Origin of the sequence: Bradyrhizobium sp. 153 (genome assembly GCF_023073835.1) — a bacterium.
In the GTDB taxonomy this organism is placed as follows: Bacteria; Pseudomonadota; Alphaproteobacteria; order Rhizobiales; family Xanthobacteraceae; genus Bradyrhizobium.
In genome coordinates, this window is the sequence record NZ_JADPKH010000128.1 from 73,319 (window position 1) to 94,780 (window position 21,462).

General features: G+C 65.6%; 20 protein-coding genes. 17 read left to right on the forward strand and 3 right to left on the reverse strand.

Annotated elements, in window-relative coordinates; genetic code table 11:
• The first annotated feature begins 36 nt into the window (after positions 1 to 36).
• The 14 genes from IVA91_RS30475 to fabZ all read left to right on the forward strand — a co-directional run bounded on the left by IVA91_RS30475 (position 37) and on the right by fabZ (position 16,233).
• Entirely contained in the window at positions 37 to 780 is a 744-nt protein-coding gene (locus tag IVA91_RS30475) for a carbonic anhydrase (RefSeq protein ID WP_247460034.1), read from the forward strand.
• A gap of 258 nt (positions 781 to 1,038) precedes the next feature.
• Positions 1,039 to 1,470 (forward strand): DUF2846 domain-containing protein, encoded by a 432-nt coding sequence (locus IVA91_RS30480; RefSeq protein ID WP_247459978.1) that lies wholly within the window; start codon positions 1,039 to 1,041, stop codon positions 1,468 to 1,470.
• Between the two features lie 143 nt (positions 1,471 to 1,613).
• Positions 1,614 to 4,175: a caspase domain-containing protein gene (locus IVA91_RS30485; RefSeq protein ID WP_247459979.1), complete on the forward strand. Its 2,562-nt coding sequence runs from the start codon at positions 1,614 to 1,616 to the stop codon at positions 4,173 to 4,175.
• 210 nt (positions 4,176 to 4,385) lie between these two features.
• Positions 4,386 to 5,384 (forward strand): 30S ribosomal protein S2, encoded by a 999-nt coding sequence (locus tag IVA91_RS30490; RefSeq protein ID WP_247275930.1) that lies wholly within the window; start codon positions 4,386 to 4,388, stop codon positions 5,382 to 5,384.
• Between the two features lie 133 nt (positions 5,385 to 5,517).
• Positions 5,518 to 6,441, forward strand: coding sequence for a translation elongation factor Ts (tsf, locus tag IVA91_RS30495; protein ID WP_247459980.1), 924 nt, complete (start codon positions 5,518 to 5,520; stop codon positions 6,439 to 6,441).
• Between the two features lie 60 nt (positions 6,442 to 6,501).
• Complete coding sequence (gene pyrH, locus IVA91_RS30500; protein WP_247275932.1) at positions 6,502 to 7,218, forward strand: UMP kinase; 717 nt, start codon at positions 6,502 to 6,504, stop codon at positions 7,216 to 7,218.
• A 64-nt stretch (positions 7,219 to 7,282) separates the two neighbouring features.
• The gene (gene frr, locus IVA91_RS30505) at positions 7,283 to 7,846 is read left to right on the forward strand and encodes a ribosome recycling factor (protein WP_247275933.1); all 564 of its coding nucleotides are present in this window, start codon (positions 7,283 to 7,285) and stop codon (positions 7,844 to 7,846) included.
• 12 nt (positions 7,847 to 7,858) lie between these two features.
• Positions 7,859 to 8,617: an isoprenyl transferase gene (locus IVA91_RS30510; RefSeq protein WP_247459982.1), complete on the forward strand. Its 759-nt coding sequence runs from the start codon at positions 7,859 to 7,861 to the stop codon at positions 8,615 to 8,617.
• Entirely contained in the window at positions 8,614 to 9,456 is an 843-nt protein-coding gene (locus IVA91_RS30515; RefSeq protein ID WP_247459984.1) for a phosphatidate cytidylyltransferase, read from the forward strand. Before IVA91_RS30510 ends, IVA91_RS30515 begins: the two co-directional genes overlap by 4 nt.
• A 4-nt stretch (positions 9,457 to 9,460) precedes the next feature.
• Complete coding sequence (gene dxr / locus IVA91_RS30520; RefSeq protein ID WP_247459986.1) at positions 9,461 to 10,684, forward strand: 1-deoxy-D-xylulose-5-phosphate reductoisomerase; 1,224 nt, start codon at positions 9,461 to 9,463, stop codon at positions 10,682 to 10,684.
• 43 nt (positions 10,685 to 10,727) lie between these two features.
• The gene (rseP, locus tag IVA91_RS30525; RefSeq protein ID WP_247275937.1) at positions 10,728 to 11,879 is read left to right on the forward strand and encodes an RIP metalloprotease RseP; all 1,152 of its coding nucleotides are present in this window, start codon (positions 10,728 to 10,730) and stop codon (positions 11,877 to 11,879) included.
• A gap of 174 nt (positions 11,880 to 12,053) precedes the next feature.
• Positions 12,054 to 14,582 (forward strand): outer membrane protein assembly factor BamA, encoded by a 2,529-nt coding sequence (gene bamA / locus IVA91_RS30530; protein ID WP_247459988.1) that lies wholly within the window; start codon positions 12,054 to 12,056, stop codon positions 14,580 to 14,582.
• Positions 14,583 to 14,707: 125 nt separating this feature from the next.
• A complete protein-coding gene (lpxD, locus tag IVA91_RS30535) occupies positions 14,708 to 15,775 on the forward strand; it encodes a UDP-3-O-(3-hydroxymyristoyl)glucosamine N-acyltransferase (protein ID WP_247459990.1) in 1,068 nt (355 codons plus the stop codon).
• Entirely contained in the window at positions 15,772 to 16,233 is a 462-nt protein-coding gene (gene fabZ / locus IVA91_RS30540) for a 3-hydroxyacyl-ACP dehydratase FabZ (protein WP_247275940.1), read from the forward strand. The genes lpxD and fabZ overlap by 4 nt, the downstream gene beginning before the upstream one ends.
• Before the next feature lie 9 nt (positions 16,234 to 16,242).
• Here the strand turns inward: fabZ and IVA91_RS30545 are convergent, their stop codons facing one another.
• Positions 16,243 to 16,566 (reverse strand): KTSC domain-containing protein, encoded by a 324-nt coding sequence (locus IVA91_RS30545; RefSeq protein ID WP_247294799.1) that lies wholly within the window; start codon positions 16,564 to 16,566, stop codon positions 16,243 to 16,245.
• A gap of 176 nt (positions 16,567 to 16,742) precedes the next feature.
• Here IVA91_RS30545 and lpxA point away from each other — a divergent pair, with 176 nt between their 5' ends.
• Genes lpxA through lpxB form a run of 3 tightly spaced genes read left to right on the forward strand, consistent with a single transcriptional unit; the run spans position 16,743 to position 19,592 of the window.
• Positions 16,743 to 17,534, forward strand: a complete 792-nt coding sequence (gene lpxA / locus IVA91_RS30550; RefSeq protein WP_247459992.1) for an acyl-ACP--UDP-N-acetylglucosamine O-acyltransferase — start codon at positions 16,743 to 16,745, stop codon at positions 17,532 to 17,534.
• Positions 17,535 to 17,553: 19 nt separating this feature from the next.
• A complete protein-coding gene (gene lpxI / locus IVA91_RS30555) occupies positions 17,554 to 18,411 on the forward strand; it encodes a UDP-2,3-diacylglucosamine diphosphatase LpxI (RefSeq protein ID WP_247418443.1) in 858 nt (285 codons plus the stop codon).
• Positions 18,408 to 19,592, forward strand: coding sequence for a lipid-A-disaccharide synthase (gene lpxB / locus IVA91_RS30560; RefSeq protein ID WP_247459994.1), 1,185 nt, complete (start codon positions 18,408 to 18,410; stop codon positions 19,590 to 19,592). The genes lpxI and lpxB overlap by 4 nt, the downstream gene beginning before the upstream one ends.
• Here lpxB and IVA91_RS30565 read toward each other — a convergent pair.
• A complete protein-coding gene (locus tag IVA91_RS30565; RefSeq protein WP_247459996.1) occupies positions 19,589 to 20,356 on the reverse strand; it encodes an SDR family oxidoreductase in 768 nt (255 codons plus the stop codon). The two genes, lpxB and IVA91_RS30565, sit on opposite strands and share 4 nt — an antisense overlap.
• Positions 20,353 to 21,462 carry a sn-glycerol-3-phosphate ABC transporter ATP-binding protein UgpC gene (gene ugpC / locus IVA91_RS30570; RefSeq protein ID WP_247459998.1) on the reverse strand — a complete coding sequence of 370 codons (1,110 nt, stop codon included), beginning with the start codon at positions 21,460 to 21,462 and terminating at the stop codon, positions 20,353 to 20,355. The genes IVA91_RS30565 and ugpC overlap by 4 nt, the downstream gene beginning before the upstream one ends.

Genomic DNA, 21,462 nt, shown 5'->3' on the forward strand with positions numbered 1-21,462 from the left:
ATCGTGTTCGGCGGGTCTTCAGGGAGGACAACAGCCATGTGCGAAAAATGCTCTGAAAATCTGCATCAAACGGTTGCTCCCTCCCGGCGCTCGATGGTGCTTTTTGCCGCCTCGGCGCTCGGGATGGCGGCGTTTGGCGGGACGGCGGTGGCCAAGGAGGCAAAGGCGCCGCCCAAGCCGCAGAACGTGCTGTCGCCCGATGCCGCACTCAAGCGGTTGATGGAAGGCAATGCGCGCTACGTATCGGGCGTTTCCCGTCGCCACGACTTCACGCATGAGCGCGAGGCATTGGTCGGCGGTCAAAATCCGTATGCGGCCGTTCTGAGTTGCGCCGATTCGCGCATCGCACCCGAATATGCCTTCGACAGCGGACGCGGAGACCTCTTCGTGTGCCGCGTCGCCGGAAATTTCGCGGGCGATGAAACCGTTGCCAGCATGGAGTACGCGGTCGCGGTGCTCGGCACGCCCTTGATCCTGGTGCTCGGCCACGACAGCTGCGGCGCGGTCGAGGCGACGATCAAGTCGCTGAAGGACGACAAGCCGCTGCCGGGGCACATCCCTTCGCTCGTGTCCGCGATCGCGCCGGCGGTGAAGGCGGTTGCCCAGCAAAGTGGGAATGCGCTCGACAACGCCATTCGTCAGAATGTCATCGACAACGTCGCCAAGCTGAAATCGGCCGCCCCAATTCTCAACGCAGCGGTCGAGCAGGGCAAGCTCAAGGTGGTCGGCGGCATCTATCGGCTCAATACGGGGACCGTCGAGTTGATTGCCCAGGGCTGAATCCACCTCGCGAAGCATCCGGGGCGGTCGCGCCTCTTTTCGGCAGAGGCCGGCCGCAAGGTCGACCCGTAGCAATTGCAGTGGAGCGGCACAGGACAACCATGCTGACGGTGTTGCAATCAAAAGCTGTTTTGCGCTAGCCTCACGCCTGGGTAGGCGGGGGCTTCGCTGGTTTTGCGTGGGGTTTTGCTGCTCATTGCGGCGGCTATGCTATGTGGCTGCCAAACAGAGCGGAGCGGGCTGGATTACGCGACCGCGATGCAGAAGATTGGACCGCCGAAGGCGGGGCAGGCGCGCATCGTGGTGTTCCGCGAGAAGGGTTTCGGTGGCGTAGCCGACGCGGGCTGGGAGTTTGCGTTGGATGGCGCGGTGCTCAAGGGACTGAAGACCGGCACCTACCTCTACGCCGATCGGCCGGCCGGCGAGCATCAGTTTTTCGCGGCAGAGCCCGGTTTTCCTGGCGAGACGCGTCAGGACATCTCGGTCCAATCCGGCCGAACGTATTTCTATCTGGCCCGAAACAGCGACCGCAAGAACGCCGTGATCGCGAATGCCAGCACCGGATTGCTGGGATATGGCCTCACCCTGGCCATGACTTCGGCCTACAAGAATCCGGGCCCGGTGGATTTCTCGCCGGTTGATGAGGCGGCTGCGAGGACGACCGTCGCGGAGCTCCGGCTGGCGGAGTAGTGCGCTTTCATATTTTCGAGTGAGGTGGCTTGCCGAACAGACGTTGGCTAGGGCCATCGGCTGCCGCAATCCGTTCAAATTCCGTTCAGGCTGCCATGGGCCTAGTGTACGGTAGGGACTTCAACAACAGCGGCGGACAAGCCATGCGTGGGACAAACCGAGTTTTTATCTTCGCCTTGCTGCCAATGCTGTTGCTTGCGGCCGCTAACATCGCGGGCCCCGCAAACGCGCAGCAGCCGGAGAAGCGCATCGCGCTCGTGGTCGGCAATGGCGCTTATGCCAAGTCGCCGCTGGCCACGACTGCGAACGATGCCGGCCTGATCGCGCAGACGCTGCAGGCCGCGGGCTTCGACGTCGTCGGCGCGCGCGATCTCGACGGCGACACGTTGCGCAAGAGCCTTCGCGACTTCATTCAGAAGGCGCAGGCCTCAGGCCCTGGCACCGTCGCGATGATCTATTTCGCAGGCTATGGCGTACAGCTTGCCGGCGAGAACTATTTCATGCCGGTCGATTCCAACGTCACCCGCGACACCGATATTCCGACCGAGGCCCTGCGCGTCAGCGACTATATCCGCCAGCTCGCCGCCATTCCGCTCAAGGCGAGCATCGTCGTGCTCGATGCGGCCCGCGCGCAGCCCTTCATCGAGGGCGGCCAGCCGATCGCGAGCGGCCTTGCGCTGGTCGAGCCCGAGGCGAACATGCTGATCGCCTTCAATGCGGCGCCCGGCACGGTAGCGCCGGAGGAGGCGGGGCCCTACGGCATCTATGCGCAGTCGCTCGCCGAAATGATCCGCACCGGCGGCCTGCCGCTGCCCGAGGTATTCGACCGCGTCCGCCTGCGCGTCAACGAGGCCTCCAAGGGTGCGCAGGTGCCCTGGAACGAGCAGAAGATCACCACGCAGTTTTCGTTCTTCGAGCGGGCGCCCGACGCGCCGCCGCCGGAGGCCGCGCCCGACCAAGTCGCCGCGATCCGGAGCAAGCCGATCCGCGATCTCGGCGTGCAGGATGCCTACGCCGCCGCGCTCGAGCGCGACACGCTGGCGGCCTATGAGGAATTCCTCGTCACCTTTCCGAATGATCCGCTGTCCAAGCGGGTCATGGCGATCGTCGCGGCGCGTCGCGAGGCGATCACCTGGCGGCGGACCTATCGGACCGACACGCCGGAGGCCTATTGGTCTTATCTGCGCCGTTATCCGCGCGGGCCGCATGCGGCCGATGCGCGCCGACGCCTTGCGATCCTCACCGCACCGCCCGAGCCGCCGCCGAGCTTTGCGATGATCGACTACGACGTGCCGCCACCGCCGCCGGAGGAGGTGGTCTATATCGACCGCTCCGTGCTGTATTTCAGCGACCCGGATTTCGGCTTCGCGCCGCCACCACCGCCGCCGGTCTACTATTTGCCGCCGCCGCCGCCGGATTTCGTCGTGCTGCCGCCGCCGCTGCCCGTGGTCGGCCTGTTCGTGCTGCCGCAGCCGGTGTTCGTCCCGATCCCGGTGTTCGTCCGGCCGCCGGCCTATGTCGCGCCGCCGCCGAACAACATCATCTATGCGAACATTCATAATACGACGGTCATCAACACCGTGATCAACCGGCCGCCGGCGCCGCCGACCGGGGCAGCGCCCGCGCTGGGCAATCTGGCACCAGCCGTCGCCGGACGCGCCAACCCGGCAGGTCCGGCGGTGCCGCAGGCCGTCATCCAGCGCGCCGCCCTGATCCAGCAGGGCAAGGCGCCGATGCCGCCGAGTGCGACCATCCAGCCGACCGCGCGACCGGGTATCTCTGCACCGGCTCCTGCTCCCGCCAATCTCACTCCTGGTGCGAGACCAGGTGCACCCAGTCCGACCGCGACAGCCCCCGCCGGAGGTGCTCCTGCTGCCACGCCGCAAGCGCCGGCTCCGGCCAGGCTACCGCAGGCCAATACGCTGCCTGCGCCCGGCACCCCTGGCGGACCGCCACCCCCGGCCGGGGTAGGAGGGGCGCCTGGCGCTGCCACGCCCCATGGCAGACCCGCTTCGACCGCGACGGCGCCTGCCGGCAACCCTCCGCCCACGCCGCCGCACGCCGCGACGGCGCCGGCAAACCCGACGGCTCCCGCGGGTCCGATGAGCCCGTCAGCGCGATTGCCTAGGCCGGGGACAACGACGCCGCCTGGAGCCGAGGTGCGCGGCAGGCCAGCCGGACCGCAGCCCGGCGCAGTGCCGCCGCCCGGTGCAGCCGCCGGTGGTAAGCCGGCGGTCGGTGCAGCTGCCGGTGGTAAGCCGGCGGTCCCGAGCACCGCCAGGCCGGCTGCGCCTCCACCGGCGCCAGTGGCGGCGCGAGAGCCATCCAGGGTTCAGGATCATCGACCGGCGCCGCCGCCGCAGGCGGCCAAGCCCGTTGCGCCGCCGCACCCCCAAACTGTGGCGAGACCGACGCCACCGCCGCCGCCCCGTGTCGCGCCACCTCCGCCGCCGCGGGCCGCGCCTCCGCCGGTGGCCGTGGCTCGACCGGCGCCACCGCCGCCCGTGGCCCGGCCCGCGCCGCCTCCGCCTGCGATGGCGCGACCGGCGCCACCTCCTCCGATCGCACGGCCTGCGCCGCCGCCACCCCCAGTCGCACGGCCGGCACCACCTCCGATGGCCGCCGCGCCGCCGCGCCCGGCGCCTCCACCGCGGCCGGCCGGCCCGCCACCGAAGACCTGCCCGCCTGGCCAGCCGAAGTGCTAGGGACCTGAAAAGGGGGCGCCAGGAAGCGACTGAAGCTTCCGGGTGCCCTGGAGGAGCCGCCTTATTTCCTTGCTTCTGGCCGAAATGGCGCTATATAGCGCGCCATCTCACACGGAAACATGGCTCACAAGGCCGTCCGGTGGCAACCGGGGCGAGAACGCTCCGTTTTGCTCACACGTTTCCGGAGGAACCAACCGGAGAATTAGAACGATGGCGCTACCCGATTTCACCATGCGTCAGCTGCTCGAAGCTGGCGTGCACTTTGGTCACCAGTCTCACCGCTGGAACCCGAAAATGGCTCCGTTCATTTTCGGCACCCGCAACAACATCCACATCGTCGACCTCGCCCAGACCGTGCCGATGCTGCATCAGGCTCTCCAGGCCGTCAGCGACACGGTTGCCAAGGGCGGCCGCATCCTGTTCGTCGGCACCAAGCGCCAGGCGCAGGACGGCGTTGCAGACGCGGCCAAGCGCTGCGCGCAATATTTCGTCAATTCGCGCTGGCTCGGCGGCACGCTGACCAACTGGAAGACGATCTCGGCCTCGATCAAGCGCCTGCGTCACCTCGACGACGTGCTGTCGGGCGGCGAAGCCAATTCCTACACGAAGAAGGAGCGCCTGACGCTGCAGCGCGAGCGCGACAAGCTCGATCGCTCGCTCGGCGGCATCAAGGACATGGGCGGCCTGCCCGACCTGATCTTCGTGATCGACACCAATAAGGAAGACATCGCGATCCAGGAAGCGCAGCGGCTCAACATCCCGGTCGCGGCGATCGTCGACACCAATTCGGATCCCAAGGGCATCACCTATGTGGTGCCGGGCAATGACGACGCCGGCCGCGCGATCTCGCTGTATTGCGACCTGATTGCGCGTGCGGCGATCGACGGCATCTCGCGCGCTCAGGGCGATTCCGGCATCGATATCGGCGCCTCGGCCCAGCCGGTCGTCGCCGAAGAACTGCCGGCCGCTTCCCCCAGCGGCTTCCAGGGCCTTGCGGGGCCCCGCGGCACCGCCGACGACCTCAAGAAACTCCCGGGCGTGTCGGGTGCGATCGAGAAGAAGTTCAACGATCTCGGCATCTTCCACTATTGGCAGCTCGCCGAGCTCGACCACGACACCGCGCACAGGATCGGTGAAGAAGTCGGTCTGCCGAGCCGCGCGGATGCCTGGGTGGCCAAGGCCAAGGCGCTGACCGCGGAAGCGGAATAGTCAAACAGAGCGACGGGTTGGCCGGATAGGGTCCGGCCACCATTTCAGTTGACGCGAATTCCTGAGATGGACCGCGGCGGGGCGCCTCGATGCCGCGCCGCGGCGAACCGGCAGGCACAAAGGATTTTCAACGATGGCAACGATCACAGCTGCGATGGTCAAGGACCTGCGCGAGTCGACCGGCGCGGGCATGATGGACTGCAAGGCCGCGCTGACCGAAAACGACGGCAATATGGAAGCGGCGCAGGACTGGCTGCGCAAGAAGGGCCTGTCGAAGGCCGCCAAGAAGTCGGGCCGCGTCGCGGCCGAGGGGCTGATCGGCGCGCTCACCAAGGACACTAAGGGCGTCGTGGTCGAGGTCAATTCCGAGACCGATTTCGTGGCGCGCAACGGCCAGTTCCAGGGTCTGGTCAAGATGATCGCGCAGGTCGCGTTCGACGTCGGTGCCGATGTCGAGAAGATCAAGGCCGCCAAGGTCGGCGACGTCACGATTGAGACCGCGATCAATGACGCGATCGCCACCATCGGCGAGAACATGACGCTGCGCCGCGCCGCCCAGCTCGAAGTCAGCCAGGGCGTGGTGTCGAGCTACGTCCATGGGGCCGTCGTCGATGGCGCCGGCAAGATGGGCGTGATCGTGGCGCTGGAATCGCCTGGCAAGACCGACGAGCTCGCCGCCCTCGGCCGCCAGATCGCGATGCATGTCGCCGCCGCCAACCCGCTGGCGCTCGATCCCACCGGCCTCGATCCGGCGGTCGTCAAGCGCGAAAAGGACGTGCTCGCCGACAAATACCGCCAGCAGGGCAAGCCCGAGAACGTGATCGAGAAGATCGTCGAGTCCGGCCTCAAGACCTACTACAAGGAAGTCTGCCTGCTCGAGCAGGCCTTCATCCACGATACCGGCAAGTCGGTGGCGCAGGCAGTGAAGGAGGCCGAAGGCAAGGTCGGCGCCCCTGTGAAGATCGCGGGCTTTATGCGCTATGCTCTCGGTGAGGGAATCGAGAAGCAGGAAAGCGACTTCGCAGCCGAGGTCGCGGCGGCCAGCGGCAAGAAGTAAGCGCCGGAACGTTCCTTCCGGCGTGCCGCCGGAAGCGGCGCCCGGACGAGGAAAGTGCTCATGACTGATCCGGTCTATCGTCGCGTCGTGATCAAGCTGTCCGGCGAATATCTCGCGGGACAGCAGGGTTTTGGTATCGACCAAGTGACCGTCGACCGGGTCGCGGACGATCTGATCGCCGCCCGCAAGCTTGGCGCCGAAGTGGCGGTCGTGATCGGTGGTGGCAACATCGTGCGTGGGGTCGAGGTGTCGTCCCGCGGCGTGTCGCGCCCGACCGGCGACACCATGGGCATGCTTGCGACCATGATGAACTGCCTCGCGCTGGAAGCGGCGATCGAGCGCAAGGGCACGCCGGCGCGCACGCTGTCGGCCTTCGTCATGCCAGAGATTTCCGAGCTGTTCACCCGCACCGCGGCGCACAAATACCTCGCCGAGGGCCGGATCGTGCTGCTTGGCGGCGGAACCGGCAATCCGTTCTTCACCACCGACACGACCGCGGTGCTGCGCGCCGCCGAGATCGGCGCCCAGGCAGTGCTGAAGGCGACCAATGTCGATGGCGTCTACTCAGCCGATCCGAAGAAGGATCCGACCGCCACGCGGTTCGACCGTCTGACGCACTCCCAGGCCATCGAGGGTGGCTACAAGGTGATGGATGCGACCGCCTTCGCGCTTGCCCGCGAGACGTCGCTGCCTATCATCGTATTCTCGATCGCGGAGCCGGGCTCCATCGGTGCGATTCTGCGTGGCACCGGCCACGGAACCATTGTCGCCGGCTGACCGCTCGTCGTCGCGCCCGAGAGAAGGGCGCGGACCGGTCGCCGGGATTTGAAGGAGAAACGTGATGGCCACGGGTAGTTTCGACCTCAACGAAGTGAAGCGCCGCATGCAGGGCGCCGTGCAGTCTCTCAAGCACGAGCTTGGCGGCCTGCGGACGGGGCGCGCCTCGGCCTCGATGCTCGATCCGGTGCAGGTCGATGCCTATGGCACCCACATGCCGCTGAACCAGCTCGCCACCGTCAGCGTGCCGGAGCCGCGCCTGATCTCGGTGCAGGTCTGGGACAAGTCGATGGTCAAGGCCGTGGAGAAGGCGATCGTCGATTCCAATCTCGGCCTGTCGCCCGCGACCGAGGGCCAGGTGCTGCGCCTGCGCATTCCCGAGCTCAACGAGGAGCGGCGCAAGGAGCTGGTGAAGGTCGCGCACAAATACGCGGAAGCCGCCAAGGTCGCCGCGCGCCATGTCCGTCGCGACGGTCTCGACGTGCTCAAGAAGCTCGAAAAGAATCACGAGATGTCCGAGGACGATCAGAAGCGTCACGCCGACGAGGTGCAGAAGGCGACCGACGGCACGATTGCCGAGATCGACCAGCTGCTGGCCGCCAAGGAAAAAGAAATCCTCACCGTTTAAGGCATCGCCTTCATGTCCAACGCCGCCGCGCCCGCAACGGAAGGATCTGACCGGTCCGACGCGCCCGCGCATGTCGCCATCATCATGGATGGCAACGGGCGTTGGGCGGCCGCGCGCGGCTTGCCGCGTGCGGAAGGGCATCGCCGCGGCGTGGACGCGCTGCGCCGCGTGGTGCGCGCCTCGCACGAGCTCGGCATTCGCTATCTCACCATCTTCTCGTTCTCTTCGGAGAACTGGTCGCGCCCGGCGAGCGAAATCGGCGATCTCTTTGGCCTGCTGCGGCGCTTCATCCGCAACGATCTGGCGAGCCTGCATCGCGACGGCGTCAAGGTCCGCATCATCGGCGAGCGCGAAGGGCTCGAGAGCGACATCTGCGCGCTCCTCAACGAGGCGGAGGAGCTGACGCGCGACAACACGCGCCTCACGCTCGTCGTCGCCTTCAACTACGGCTCGCGGCAGGAGATCGCGAAGGCCGCGCAGAAGCTCGCGCGCGAGGTCGCAGAGGGCAGGCGGAATCCAGATACGATCGACGCCGAGACGCTTGGCGCGAATCTCGACGCGCCCGACATTCCCGATCCCGATCTCATCATCCGCACCAGCGGCGAGCAGCGCCTGTCCAACTTCCTAATGTGGCAGGCCGCCTATAGCGAGCTCGTCTTCGTGCCGATCCATTGGCCCGATTTCGACAAGGCGGCGCTGGAAGGCGCGATCGCCGAATTTGCCAGGCGCGAGCGCCGTTTCGGCGGCCTGGTCGCGAAAACCGCCTCGTGAGCGAACCCGACGCCGCACCGGCGGGCTCCGCGCCTGCCACGAGCAATCTCGTGCTGCGGGTCCTCGCCGCGCTCGTGCTGGCGCCGCTCGCCATTGCGCTCGCCTACGCCGGCGGCTGGCTGTGGGCACTTCTCGTCACCCTGGTATCGATCGGGCTGTTCGCTGAATGGCTGATGGTGGTGGGCGCGGGTTCGGTCGCGCTGACGGGGACGGGGACCATCGTCATTGCCATCATGGGATTCTGCGTTGCCTTCGGCGCGCTCAGGACCGCTGTCATCGCCGGCTTCATCGGCGGCGTGATCGTGATGCTGATCGCGCGGGGCAAGTTCGTCTGGGCGGCTACCGGATTTGCCTATGCATCGGCGGCGCTGCTGGCCTCGATCCTGGTGCGGCAGGATCTCGTCAACGGCTTCGCCGCCCTGATATTCGTGCTGCTCGTGGTGTGGGCGACAGACATCGGCGGCTATTTCGCCGGCCGCAGCATTGGGGGACCGAAGCTATGGCCGCGCGTCAGTCCGAAGAAGACCTGGGCGGGCGCTCTCGGCGGCTTTGTCGCAAGCCTCTTGGTTGCGGCAGGCTTCGCGGCCTGCGGGCTCGGAAAGCTGGCCCCATTGCTGCTCGTCAGCGCTGTTCTGTCGATGGTGTCGGCTCTGGGCGATCTGTTCGAATCCGCGGTGAAGCGGCGCTTCGGTGTCAAGGATTCCAGTCACTTAATTCCCGGCCATGGCGGACTTCTGGATCGCCTGGACGGCTTTGTCGCCGCCATCCTGGCGGCATGGATTATCGGCTTTCTCCGCCACGGTGTGCATAGCGCCGGAAGCGGTCTTATGGTTTGGTGAGGATATGAGCGCAGTCCCATTGCGAAACAACAGGCTTGCTGCGTCCGACGTTCGCAGCATCACGGTTCTCGGCGCCACCGGCTCGATCGGCGACAGCACGATGGATTTGCTGCGCGCCTCGCCCGAGCGCTACCGTGTCGAGGCGCTGACGGCGAACGGCAATGTCGCAGCGCTGGCCAAACTCGCGAAGGAATTTTCCGCGCGCTACGTCGCGATCGCCGATACCTCCAAGCTCGGGGAGCTCAAGGCTGCGCTGGCGGGCACCAGCACCGAATGCGGCGCCGGCGAAAGCGCGGTGATCGAGGCCGGTGCGCGTCCGGCCGACTGGGTGATGGCGGCCGTGAGCGGCGCCGCCGGGCTGAAGCCGGCGCTGGCCGCGGTTGATCGCGGTGCGCATGTTGCGCTCGCCAACAAGGAATGTCTGGTCTGCGCCGGCGATTTCTTCATGCAGCGCGCGGCAAAAGCCGGCGCCTGCATCCTGCCGGCCGATTCCGAACACAATGCGCTATTCCAGGCGTTGAGCTCAGGCAATCGCGACGAGCTCGTGCGCGTCATCATCACCGCCTCGGGCGGCCCGTTCCGGACCTGGAAGCCTGCCGACATCGAGCAGGCCACGCTCGAGCAGGCCCTGAAGCATCCAAATTGGAGCATGGGCCAGAAGATCACGATCGATTCCGCCTCGATGATGAACAAGGGGCTCGAAGTGATCGAGGCGTCCTATCTGTTTGCGCTCGCGCCCGACGAGATCGACGTGCTCGTTCATCCGCAGTCGATCATCCACGGCATGGTCGAGTTTTCCGATTGCTCCGTCGTGGCGCAGCTCGGTGCGCCCGACATGAGGACGCCGATCGCGCATTGCTTGGGCTGGCCCGACCGCATCAAGGGTCCGGCGGCCAAGCTCGACCTGGCCAAGATCGGCGAGCTGACCTTCGAGGCGCCGGATTTCGAGCGGTTCCCGGGTCTGCGCCTGGCCTACGATTCGCTCCGGACCGGGAAGGGGGCGACCACCGTCTACAACGCCGCCAACGAGGTCGCGGTCGCCGCCTTCATTGCCGGCAAGATCCGGTTTGGTGCGATCGCGCGCCTGGTCGAGGCGACGCTGGACGACTGGATCCGCAGCGGGAATCAGGCGCCGATGACCTCGGCTGACGACGCAATATCCGTTGACCATGTTGCGCGAAATAGAGCTGCCGCCCTATTGCCTCAAATTGCCTTAAAGGCATCCTAGATAGTTCGGGCCAGGGCCTTGCGGCGCTGGATGAGGGGAATCGATGATCGACTTTTTCGTCCATAGTTTCAATACGTTGAGCCATGGGCTCCTCGGCTACGCGGTACCCTTCCTGTTCGTCCTGACCATCGTCGTGTTCTTCCACGAGCTCGGCCATTTCCTGGTCGCGCGCTGGGCGGGCGTTCGCGTTTTAACCTTTTCACTCGGCTTCGGACCCGAGCTGGTCGGTTTCAATGACCGTCGCGGCACCCGCTGGAAGATCTCCGCGATTCCGCTTGGCGGCTACGTCAAGTTCTTCGGTGACGAGAGCGAGGCCTCGACCCCCTCGGCCGAAACGCTCGCGGCCATGACGGCCGAGGAACGCGCCGGCAGCTTCCATCACAAGAAGGTCGGCCCGCGCGCCGCCATCGTCGCGGCCGGACCCATCGCCAATTTCATCCTGGGCGCTCTGATCTTCGCCGGCATGGCGCTGTACTACGGCAAGCCGAGCACGATTGCGCGCGTCGACGGCGTCGTCGCCGACGGCGCTGCGGCTGCCGCCGGCTTCAAGGTTGGGGACGTCGTCGTCCAGATCGACGGCAAGCCGATCGAGAGCTTTGCCGACATGCAGCGGATCGTTGCGATGAGTGCGGGTTCAACGCTTGCGTTCCAGGTCAAGCGCGACGGCGCCATCGTATCGCTGACCGCGACCCCGGCGCTGCTCGAGCGCAAAGATCCGTTCGGCAACCGCCACCGCGTCGGTGTGCTCGGTGTCGAGCACAAGTCGCAGGCCGGTGAGGCTTCGACCGCCCCCGTGGGCGTCGGCGAAGCGCTCAAGATCGGCGTCGAGCAGGTCTGGTTCATCATCACCAGCACCTTCAAGTTCCTGGGCTCGTTGTTCGTCGGAAACGGCAATCCCAACGAGGTCAGCGGCGTGCTGGGAATCGCAAAGATGTCGGGGCAGGCGGCCAGCGCCGGGTTCCAGTTCGTGATCAATCTGTGTGCGGTGCTGTCCGTGTCGATCGGTCTGCTGAACCTGTTCCCGATTCCGCTTCTCGATGGCGGCCATCTGATGTTCTACGCGGCAGAAGTGGTCCGCGGCCGGCCTCTGTCCGAACAGACCCAGGAAATGGGGTTCCGAATCGGGCTCGGTTTGGTGCTGATGTTGATGGTGTTTGCGACCTACAACGACATCCTTCGGATGGCGGCGTCCTGATACGGGCTTTTTTGTGGCGTTGCTGTTGAGCAACGTCTTGCAATGAAATTGAAATCACGGCGCTTTCGGCCGTTTGCGGCGTCCGGGAAATTGGCTACAAGCGGCCTGAACTTGGGGAATCTTCCAGACCGGTTTGGGTGGGTCTGGTATGGAATGATAAGGGCGCGTTGCGCGATGAAGTTTGGACTGCGACTCCGGGGGGGCTTGCTCGCAACCCTGATCATGTTCGGCGCGCCGGTGATTGCCCCGGTTGGGGCTGTTTTCGTGTCTTCGTCTGCGCTCGCGCAGACCGTGCAGTCGATTTCCGTCCAGGGGAATCGCCGTGTCGAGGTGGAGACAATCCGCTCCTATTTCAAGCCGGGTCCGGGCGGCCGCCTGGATCAAGGCGCCATCGACGACGGCCTCAAGGCGTTGATCGAAACCGGCCTGTTCCAGGACGTCAGGATCAATCGCGGCCCCGGCGGCCAGATCATCGTCTCCGTGGTGGAAAATCCGGTGATCGGGCGCGTCGCCTTCGAGGGCAACAAGAAGATCAAGGACGAGCAGCTCACCACTGAAGTCCAGTCCAAGGCGCGCGGCACCTTCTCCCGCGCCATGGTGCAGTCCGACACGCTGCGAATCGCCGAAATCTATCGCCGGTCCGGCCGTTATGACGTGCGCGTCACGCCTGAGATCATCGAGCAGCCGAACAATCGCGTCGACCTGATCTTCACGATCGAGGAGGGCGCCAAGACCGGCGTCAAGTCGATCGAGTTCGTCGGCAACAATGCGTTCTCGTCCTATCGGCTGCGCGACGTCATCAAGACGCGCGAATCGAACCTGCTGAGCTTCCTCGCCAGCGGGGACATCTACGATCCCGATCGCGTCGAGGCCGACCGCGACCTGATCCGCCGCTTCTATCTCAAGCACGGCTTTGCCGACGTCCAGGTCGTGGCCGCGCTCACCGAATACGATCCGGAGAAGAGGGGCTTCAACGTCACCTTTAAGATCGAGGAAGGCGCGCAATACCGCGTCGGCGCGGTCGACTTCCGCTCCAGCATTCCGAACTTCGATCCTTCATCGATGCGGGGCTATTCGCGTGTCAATGTCGGCTCGCTCTACAACGTCGAATCGGTCGAGAAGTCGGTCGAGGAGATGCAGATCGAGGCTTCGCGCCGCGGTTTCGCCTTCGCAGTCGTTCGTCCCGGCGGCGACCGCAATTTCGAGGCGCACACCGTCTCCGTCGTTTTCAACATCGACGAGGGCCCGCGCACCTATATCGAGCGCATCAACCTGCGCGGCAACACCCGCACGCGCGACTACGTGATCCGCCGCGAGTTCGACATCTCGGAAGGAGATGCCTATAACCGCGCGCTGGTCGACCGCGCCGAGCGGCGGCTGAAGAACCTCGACTACTTCAAGAGCGTGAAGATCGCGACGGAGCCCGGCTCGTCGAGCGACCGCGTGATCCTGGTCGTCGACATGGAAGAGAAATCGACCGGCGACTTCTCGATCTCGGGCGGCTACTCCACGACCGACGGCGCGCTGGCCGAGGTCTCGGTCTCCGAGCGCAATCTGCTCGGGCGCGGCCTGTTCGCCAAGGCGGCGGTGACCTATGGCCAGTATGCGCGCGGCTACTCGCTGTCGTTCGTCGAGCCGTATCTGCTCGATTACCGCGTCGCGCTCGGCCTCGACCTCTACCAGCGCCAGCAGCTTTCAAACAGCTACATCTCCTACGGCACGAAGACGCTCGGCTTCTCGCCGCGCCTCGGCTTCTCCTTGCGTGAAGATCTGTCGCTCCAGCTGCGCTACTCGATCTACCAGCAGGAAATCACGCTGCCGAGCTACCTGGCGAACTGTAACAACAATCTGGGCACCTCGGCGTTCAACCCGAGCCCGGCCTTCGCCGCGTCGCAGATCCCGCCGCTCGACCTGAGCTCGACCAACGGCCTCGGCTGCTACAGCGACGGTGAAGCCTCGCTCCCGGTGCGCAAGGAGCTTGCCAACGGCAAGACCTTGACCTCGGCGCTCGGCTACACGCTCACTTACAACACGCTGGACAACAACAAGAACCCGACCGACGGTCTGCTCATCGACTTCCGGCAGGATTTCGCCGGCGTCGGCGGCGACGTCAGCTATCTGAAGACCGTGGCGGACGGAAAGTATTACGCTCCGCTCGTGTCTGATATCGTCGGAATCGTCCGTCTCCAGGGCGGTATTCTGACCAAGATCAACGATGATCTGCGGATGCTCGACCACTTCCAGATGGGCCCGAACCTCGTCCGCGGCTTTGCCCCGAACGGCATCGGCCCGCGCGATCTGAATCCTTTCGGTACGCAGGACGCGCTCGGCGGCACCAAATATTGGGGCGCTTCGCTCGAATTGCAGATGCCGTTCTGGTTCCTGCCCAAGGAAGTGGGTCTGAAGGGCGCGGTCTATGCCGACGCCGGCGGTCTCTACGATTATAAGGGACCGACGAGTTGGACCGCTACCAACGAGGTCAATGTGCCGGGCTGTATCCCGTCGACGGTCAATCCGTCGAGCACCGGAACCTGCACCGGGCTCGTGTATGACGACAGCAAGGTGATCCGTTCGTCGGTCGGTGTCGGCCTGATCTGGCAGTCGCCGTTCGGTCCGCTGCGCTTCGACTACGCCGTGCCGCTCAGCAAGGGCAAGTACGACCGCACGCAGGAGTTCCGGTTCGGCGGCGGCACCACGTTCTAATTCGATCAGCACGGCACGATCCGGATTACTGGAGCCGGTTTCCGAAAGGGATCGTGCCAATCCTGGAGATGAGGCATGATGCGGCTTGGCCGCTTCATGCCGAAGCCGGACCGCGACGGGGTGGAATGGCGCAGCCGACCTTCTTCACAAAACCGCCTGCCTCAGCGCTGGCCGACATTGCTGCGCTGGCCAAGGCGCAGCTGGTCGACCCCGCGAGAGGTAACGACAGCATCACGGGTCTGGCGTCGCTCGACGAAGCCGGACCGATGCATCTGGCGTTCTTCGACAACCTGAAATACGCCGATGAGTTGAAGGCGACCAAGGCCGGGGCGTGCCTGGTGAGTCCCCGATTTGAAGCCAAGGTGCCCGCGCATGTGGCCGTGCTGCGGGTGTCGCAGCCTTTCCGCGCCTTCGTCAGGCTCGCGCGGGAATGGCATGGCGATGCGCTCAGGCCGCAATCCTGGATCGGCAATGACGGCATCGCGCCGTCCGCCATCATCGATCCCACGGCCCGGCTCGAAGACGGCGTGATCATCGATCCCCTCGCCGTGATCGGCCCGGACGTCGAGATCGGCAGCGGCACCGTGGTCGGCGTCGGAGCGGTGATCGGCCCCGGCGTCAAGATCGGCCGGGACTGCAATGTCGGCGCCCGCACCGCCATTCAGTGCGCCCTGATCGGCAATGACGTGCTGATCCACCCGGGCTGCTCCATCGGCCAGGACGGCTACGGCTTCATCTTCTTCGGTCCCGAAGGCCACCTGAAGGTGCCGCAGACCGGCCGCGTGCTGATCCAGAACAATGTGGAGGTCGGCGCCGGCACCACCATCGATCGCGGCTCCTTGCGCGACACCGTGATCGGGGAGGGCACCAAAATCGACAATCAGGTCCAGATCGGCCACAATGTGACCATCGGCCGGAATTGCCTGCTGGCGGCTCAAATCGGGCTGGCGGGTAGCCTGACCATCGGCGACAACGTGGCCCTCGGAGCAAAGGTTGGCATCAACAACCACCTCAAGATCGGCGATGGAGCCCAGGTCACCGCGATGAGCGGCGTCAAGGACGACATTCCGCCGGGCGGACGCTGGGGTGGTTTTTTTGCAAAACCGACAAAGCAATGGTTCAAGGAGATCATCGCGGTGGAGCGTCTGGTGCGCGACAGCAAGGTCGATCCGAAGGACGAGGGACGGGAATGACGCAGGAATCGCCTGTTAAGTTCGAGCTGGTAGATATCAATGCAATCCTGCAGACCCTGCCGCACCGCTTTCCGATGCTCTTGATCGACCGCGTGATCAACATCCGCGCCGATTACAGCGGCATCGGCATCAAGAACGTCACGTTCAACGAGCCGGCCTTTCAGGGGCACTTCCCCGAGCGCCCGGTCTATCCGGGCGTCATGATGATCGAGGCGATGGCGCAGACCGCTGGCGTGATCGGCATCAAGTCGGTCGAGGGTACCGAGAAGCCGCGGGCGGTCTACTTCCTCACCATCGACAAGTGCAAGTTCCGCAAGCCCGTGCTGCCCGGCGATACCATCGAATATCACATGCGCTCGCTCGGCCGCCGCAAAGCCATGTGGTGGTTTCACGGCGATGCCAAGGTCAACGGGCAGGTGGTTGCGGAAGCCGACGTCGGCGCCATGCTGACGGACTGAGCGCGCTCGTCATGCCCGGCAATCGTAGCGGCTGCCGGCCACCTCGCGGCTGATATTCCGATTGAAGAACTGACCCATGGACGGTGCGCCCAGAAGGCCCTCGACCGTCTCCGCCGCCACGCCGCAATAACGATCGTACCTGCCGTTGATGGCGACGACGAGGTCCTGCTGCGCCCGGTCGTAGCAGACGCGCTGAAGCATCGTGCTGCGGTTGATGTCGCGGCATTCGAATGTCGCCAGATCCACGGGGCCGCGTTGGTCGGTCTCGATCGTCTCGGAGACGACCGGTGTGGCCACGAGCTGTGCGAGCAACAATGCAAGGGCTCTGACCACGATCGCTGAAGCTCCGCATGAACTTGCTGACGAGCCGGGTAGGCCGCCTCATCCAGCACATGAAACACGGCGAGATGATACGTCACTGGACAGATCGGGCATAGTCGCGCTAACCACCCGAAAACCGAGCGACTTCAATACATAACCTGACCTTCTTGACGAGTAAGATTGGCTTGATGAGCAAGATTGATCCCACCGCACGGATCGCGGACGGCGCCGTGATTGGCGATGGCAGCGAGATCGGACCCTATTGCATCATCGGCCCGAACGTCGTCATCGGCGCGAACTGCAAGCTGATCGGACACGTCACCGTCATCGGCCACACCTCGCTCGGCGATGGCTGCGTGATCTCGCCGTTTGCAGTGCTGGGCGGCGCCCCGCAGGATCTCAGCTACAAGGGCGAGCCGACGAAACTCGAGATCGGTTCCGGCTGCACCATCCGGGAAGGCGCGACGATGAATGTCGGCACAATCAAGGGTGGAGGGCTGACGCGAGTCGGCAAGGGCGGCTATTTCATGAACAACAGCCATGTCGGCCATGATTGCGTGGTCGGCGACAACGTGATCTTCGCGACGTCAGCGACACTCGGCGGTCATTGCGAGATTGGCGACGCCGTCTATATCGGCGGCCTGTCGGCGGTGCACCAGTTCACGCGCGTCGGCCCCTATGTCATGGTCGGCGGCGTGTGCGGTGTCCGCGACGACGTCATCCCATACGGGCTGGTCAACGGCCAATATGCGGTCCTGGAGAGCCTCAATCTGATCGGCATGAAGCGGCGCAAGTTCACCAGGCAGCGGCTTGCAACCGTGCGTGGGTTCTACCAAAAACTCTTCCATGGTCCCGGCACGTTCGCCGAGCGGCTGGAGGCGGCGCGGCCGCTCGCGGGCGAAGACCCTGCGATCGCCGAGATCCTCGACTTCATCGGCAAGGGCAAGCGCCCGCTCTGTCTTCCCGCTATCGCGAAGTGATCCTGGGATGGCCGCGGGCATGACATCGGCGGCTGCGGAGGTTTCCTCACCGGTCGGCATCGTCGCCGGCGGCGGCGCCATGCCGTTCGCGGTCGCCGAATCGCTTGCGGCGCGCGGCATCACGCCGGTGCTGTTTCCGCTGCGCGGGGCCTGCGATCCGGCGCGGGTCGAGAAATTCCGCCACCGCTGGATCTCGGTCGGCCAGCTCGGCCGCGCGATGCGGCTGTTTCGCGAAGAAGGCTGCAGCGACCTGATCTTCATCGGCACATTGGTCCGCCCTTCGCTGTCCGAGATCCGGTTCGACGTCAAGACGCTGCGCCTGCTCGGCAACGTCATTCGCGCCTTCCGCGGCGGCGACGATCATCTGCTGTCCGGCGTCGGCCGCATGCTCGAGCAGGACGGCTTTCGCATGGTCGGCATCAAGGACGTCGCGCCCGATCTCCTGATGCCCGAGGGCTGCATCAGCCGCGCTTGGCCGAGTGACACCAGCAAGACCGACATCGAGCGCGGCCGGGCGGTGCTGAGCGCGCTCGGTCCGTTCGACATCGGGCAGGCCGCGGTGGTGATCGACGGTCATGTCGTGGCGATCGAGGACATCGAGGGCACTGACGCGCTGCTCGCGCGTGTCGCGCGGCTGCGTGAGGAGGGTCGCATCCGCGCGGCCAGGGGCCGCGGCGTGCTGGTGAAGGCGCCGAAGAGCGGCCAGGACCTGCGCTTCGACCTGCCGACGATCGGCCCGCGCACCATCGAGGGTGTTGCCAAGGCCGGCCTTGCCGGCATCGCTGTCGTCGCCGGCAACACCATCGCCGCCGAGCCGCAGGCGATGATTGCGCTCGCCGACGCAAAATACCTCTTTGTCATCGGCCTGCCGGCGTGATGCAGGGCCGCGATCGCAAGCGCAAGATATTCCTGATCGCCACGGAGGAATCCGGCGACCGGCTTGGCAGCGCCTTGATGAAGGTGCTGCGCCAGCGGCTCGGCGACGGCGTTGAGTTCGTCGGCGTCGGCGGCCGCACCATGGCGCGCGAGGGGCTCGAGACGCTGTTTCCGATCGAAGAGCTGTCGATCGTCGGCTTTGCCGCCGTCGTTCAGCAATTGCCGAAAATCCTGCGGCTGATCCGTAAGACGGCCGACGCCGTGCTAGAGGCCGCGCCCGACGCGCTCGTCATCATCGACAGCCCCGATTTCACCCATCGCGTCGCCCGCCGCGTGCGTGCCCGCAATCACGCGATCCCGGTCGTCGATTACGTCTCGCCGCAGCTCTGGGCGTGGCGGCCGGGACGGGCGCGGACCATGCTCGGCTATGTCGACCATGTGCTCGGTCTTTTGCCGTTCGAGCCGGAGGAATACCGCAAGCTCGGCGGACCGCCATGCAGCTATGTCGGCCATCCCCTGGTCGAGCAATTGGCGTCGCTGCGGCCGAACGCGGAGGAGCAGGCGCGCCGCGACGGCGAGCCGCCGGTGCTCCTGGTGCTGCCCGGCAGCCGCCGCAGCGAGATCCGGCATCACCTCGACGTGTTTGGCGCGACGCTCGGCCGCTTGCAGGCGGAGGGGCGCGCGTTCGAGCTGATGCTGCCGACCATGCCGCACCTCGAAGCCACCATCCGCGAGGGCATCGCGAATTGGCCGGTCAAGCCGCAAATCGTGATCGGCGAGAACGACAAGCGCGCCGCTTTCCGCATTGCCCACGCGGCGCTGGCGAAGTCCGGCACGGTGACGCTCGAGCTCGCGCTGTCGGGCATTCCGATGGTGACGGCCTATCGCGTCGGCGCGATCGAGGCCTTCATCCTGCGCCGCGCGATCCGCGTCTCGTCGGTGATCCTCGCCAATCTGGTGATCGGCAAGGATGTGATCCCCGAGTTCCTGCAAGAGGACTGCACGCCGGAGAAGCTGGCACCGGCCCTCGCTACCCTGCTGACGGATTCGCCGCTGCGGCGGGAGCAGGTCGAAGCGTTCGCCCGGCTCGATCAGATCATGTCGACCGGCAACAAGTCGCCCAGCGTGCTCGCCGCCGACATCGTGCTCGCGACGATGCGCAAAGGCAGTCGGGCGAGCTAGCCGAGGCCGCCGTCGACCTGGAAACATTGACGCGTGATACGCTGGCTTTCGTCCGAGGCGAGGAACAGCGCCATGTTGGCGATGTCGTCGGGTGTCACCGCATCAGGAACCGCCTGCCGCGCGCGTATCTCGGCGATGGCCTGCTCGTCCGGATACCACAGCCGGCGCTGGCGCTCGGTGATCACCATGCCCGGCGCGATCGCGTTGACGCGAATGCGGTCGGGACCGACCAGCCGGGCCAGCGAGTTGGTGAAGCCGACGATCGCCGCTTTCGCCGCGGCATAGGCCGGCAGCGCCGGTGCGCCACGCATCCAGGCGATGGACGACATGTTGATGATCGAGCCGCCGCCGCGCGCCTGCATCTGCGGCACCACGGCCTGTGCTGCGAAGAAGACGTGCTTGAGATTGACGCCGATCATCCAATCGAACTCGGCCGGCGTTACCTCGGAGAGAACCTGGCGTTGATCGTTGGCGGCGTTGTTGACGAGAACGGCGGCGTCGCCGAGCGAACGATGGACCTCTGCCATCGCGGTGCGCAAGGCGTCGATGTCCAGGAGATCGCACGGCACGAACAGCGGCGTGGTCCCGCGCGCTGCCGCCACTTCCCGCACCAGCGTTTCACCGGCATTCGTATCGATGTCAAGGAAGGCGACGTGGGCCCCCTGGGCCGCGAAAGCCCGTACGAAGGCGGCGCCGATGCCGCTGGCGCCGCCGGTAATCAACACCACGCGGCCCGCCAGGCCGGAATAGGTGGTCTTCGTCATGCGATCAGTCGCTCCGTTTCGGGGTCGAAAAGGCAAATACGGCGCGTGTCGAGCGCAAAGGAGGCGGATGCGCCGGGCGCGGGGCGGATATCGGGCGAGACGCGCGCCATCGCAGGCTCGCCCCCGAGCCGCAGCAACACCATGGTCTCGGCTCCGGTCGGCTCGACCATCTCTACCGGCGCGTCGACGAGGACAGGCGCATCGTCGGAAAATGCGCGGCTGCCTTCGGCAATGCATTCCGGCCTGATGCCAAACACCACCTCGCGACCGACGAAGGATGCCGCGGCGTCATATCCTCGAAGGCGAAGACGAACCTCCTCCGGCCGCCCGGCGCCGATCACGACCACCGGCCCGTCATTCCCGCTCTCGAGCCGTGCCGGCATGGTGTTCATTGGCGGCGAACCCATGAAACGCGCAACGAACAGATTGGCCGGGTAGCGGTATACGGTGTCGGGGTCGGCGAATTGCTGCACGCTACCCTGATGCATCACGGCGATCCGCGTCGCCATGGTCATCGCTTCGATCTGGTCGTGGGTGACATAGACGATGGTGGCGCCGATCCGCTGGTGCAGCCGCTTGATCTCCATCCGCATCTCGACGCGCAGCTTGGCGTCGAGATTGGACAGCGGCTCGTCGAACAGGAAGAGCAGGGGATTGCGCACCAGCGCCCGCCCCATCGCCACACGCTGGCGCTGGCCGCCGGACAATTGCGACGGCTTGCGGCCGAGCAGCGGCTCGATCTGGAGCAGCTTCGCCACGTTCGCGACCGCCTTCTCCTGCTCGGCCTTCGGCACATGACGGCATTCCATGCCGAAGGTGATGTTCTGGCGCACCGTCATCGACGGATAGAGTGCGTAGGACTGGAACACCATGGCGATGTCGCGGTCCTTGGGCGGCATGTCGTTGACGACGCGCCCGCCAATCTCGATCGTCCCCGCGCTCGGTCGGTCGAGCCCGGCGACGATGTTGAGCAGCGTGGACTTGCCGCAGCCGGATGGCCCGACGAGGACCGTGAACTCGCCGCTCTCGATGTCGAGATCGACGCCCTTCAGTACCTCGAGGTTGGCGTACCGCTTGGATAGGGCGCGAATGCTCAGTGCTGCCAT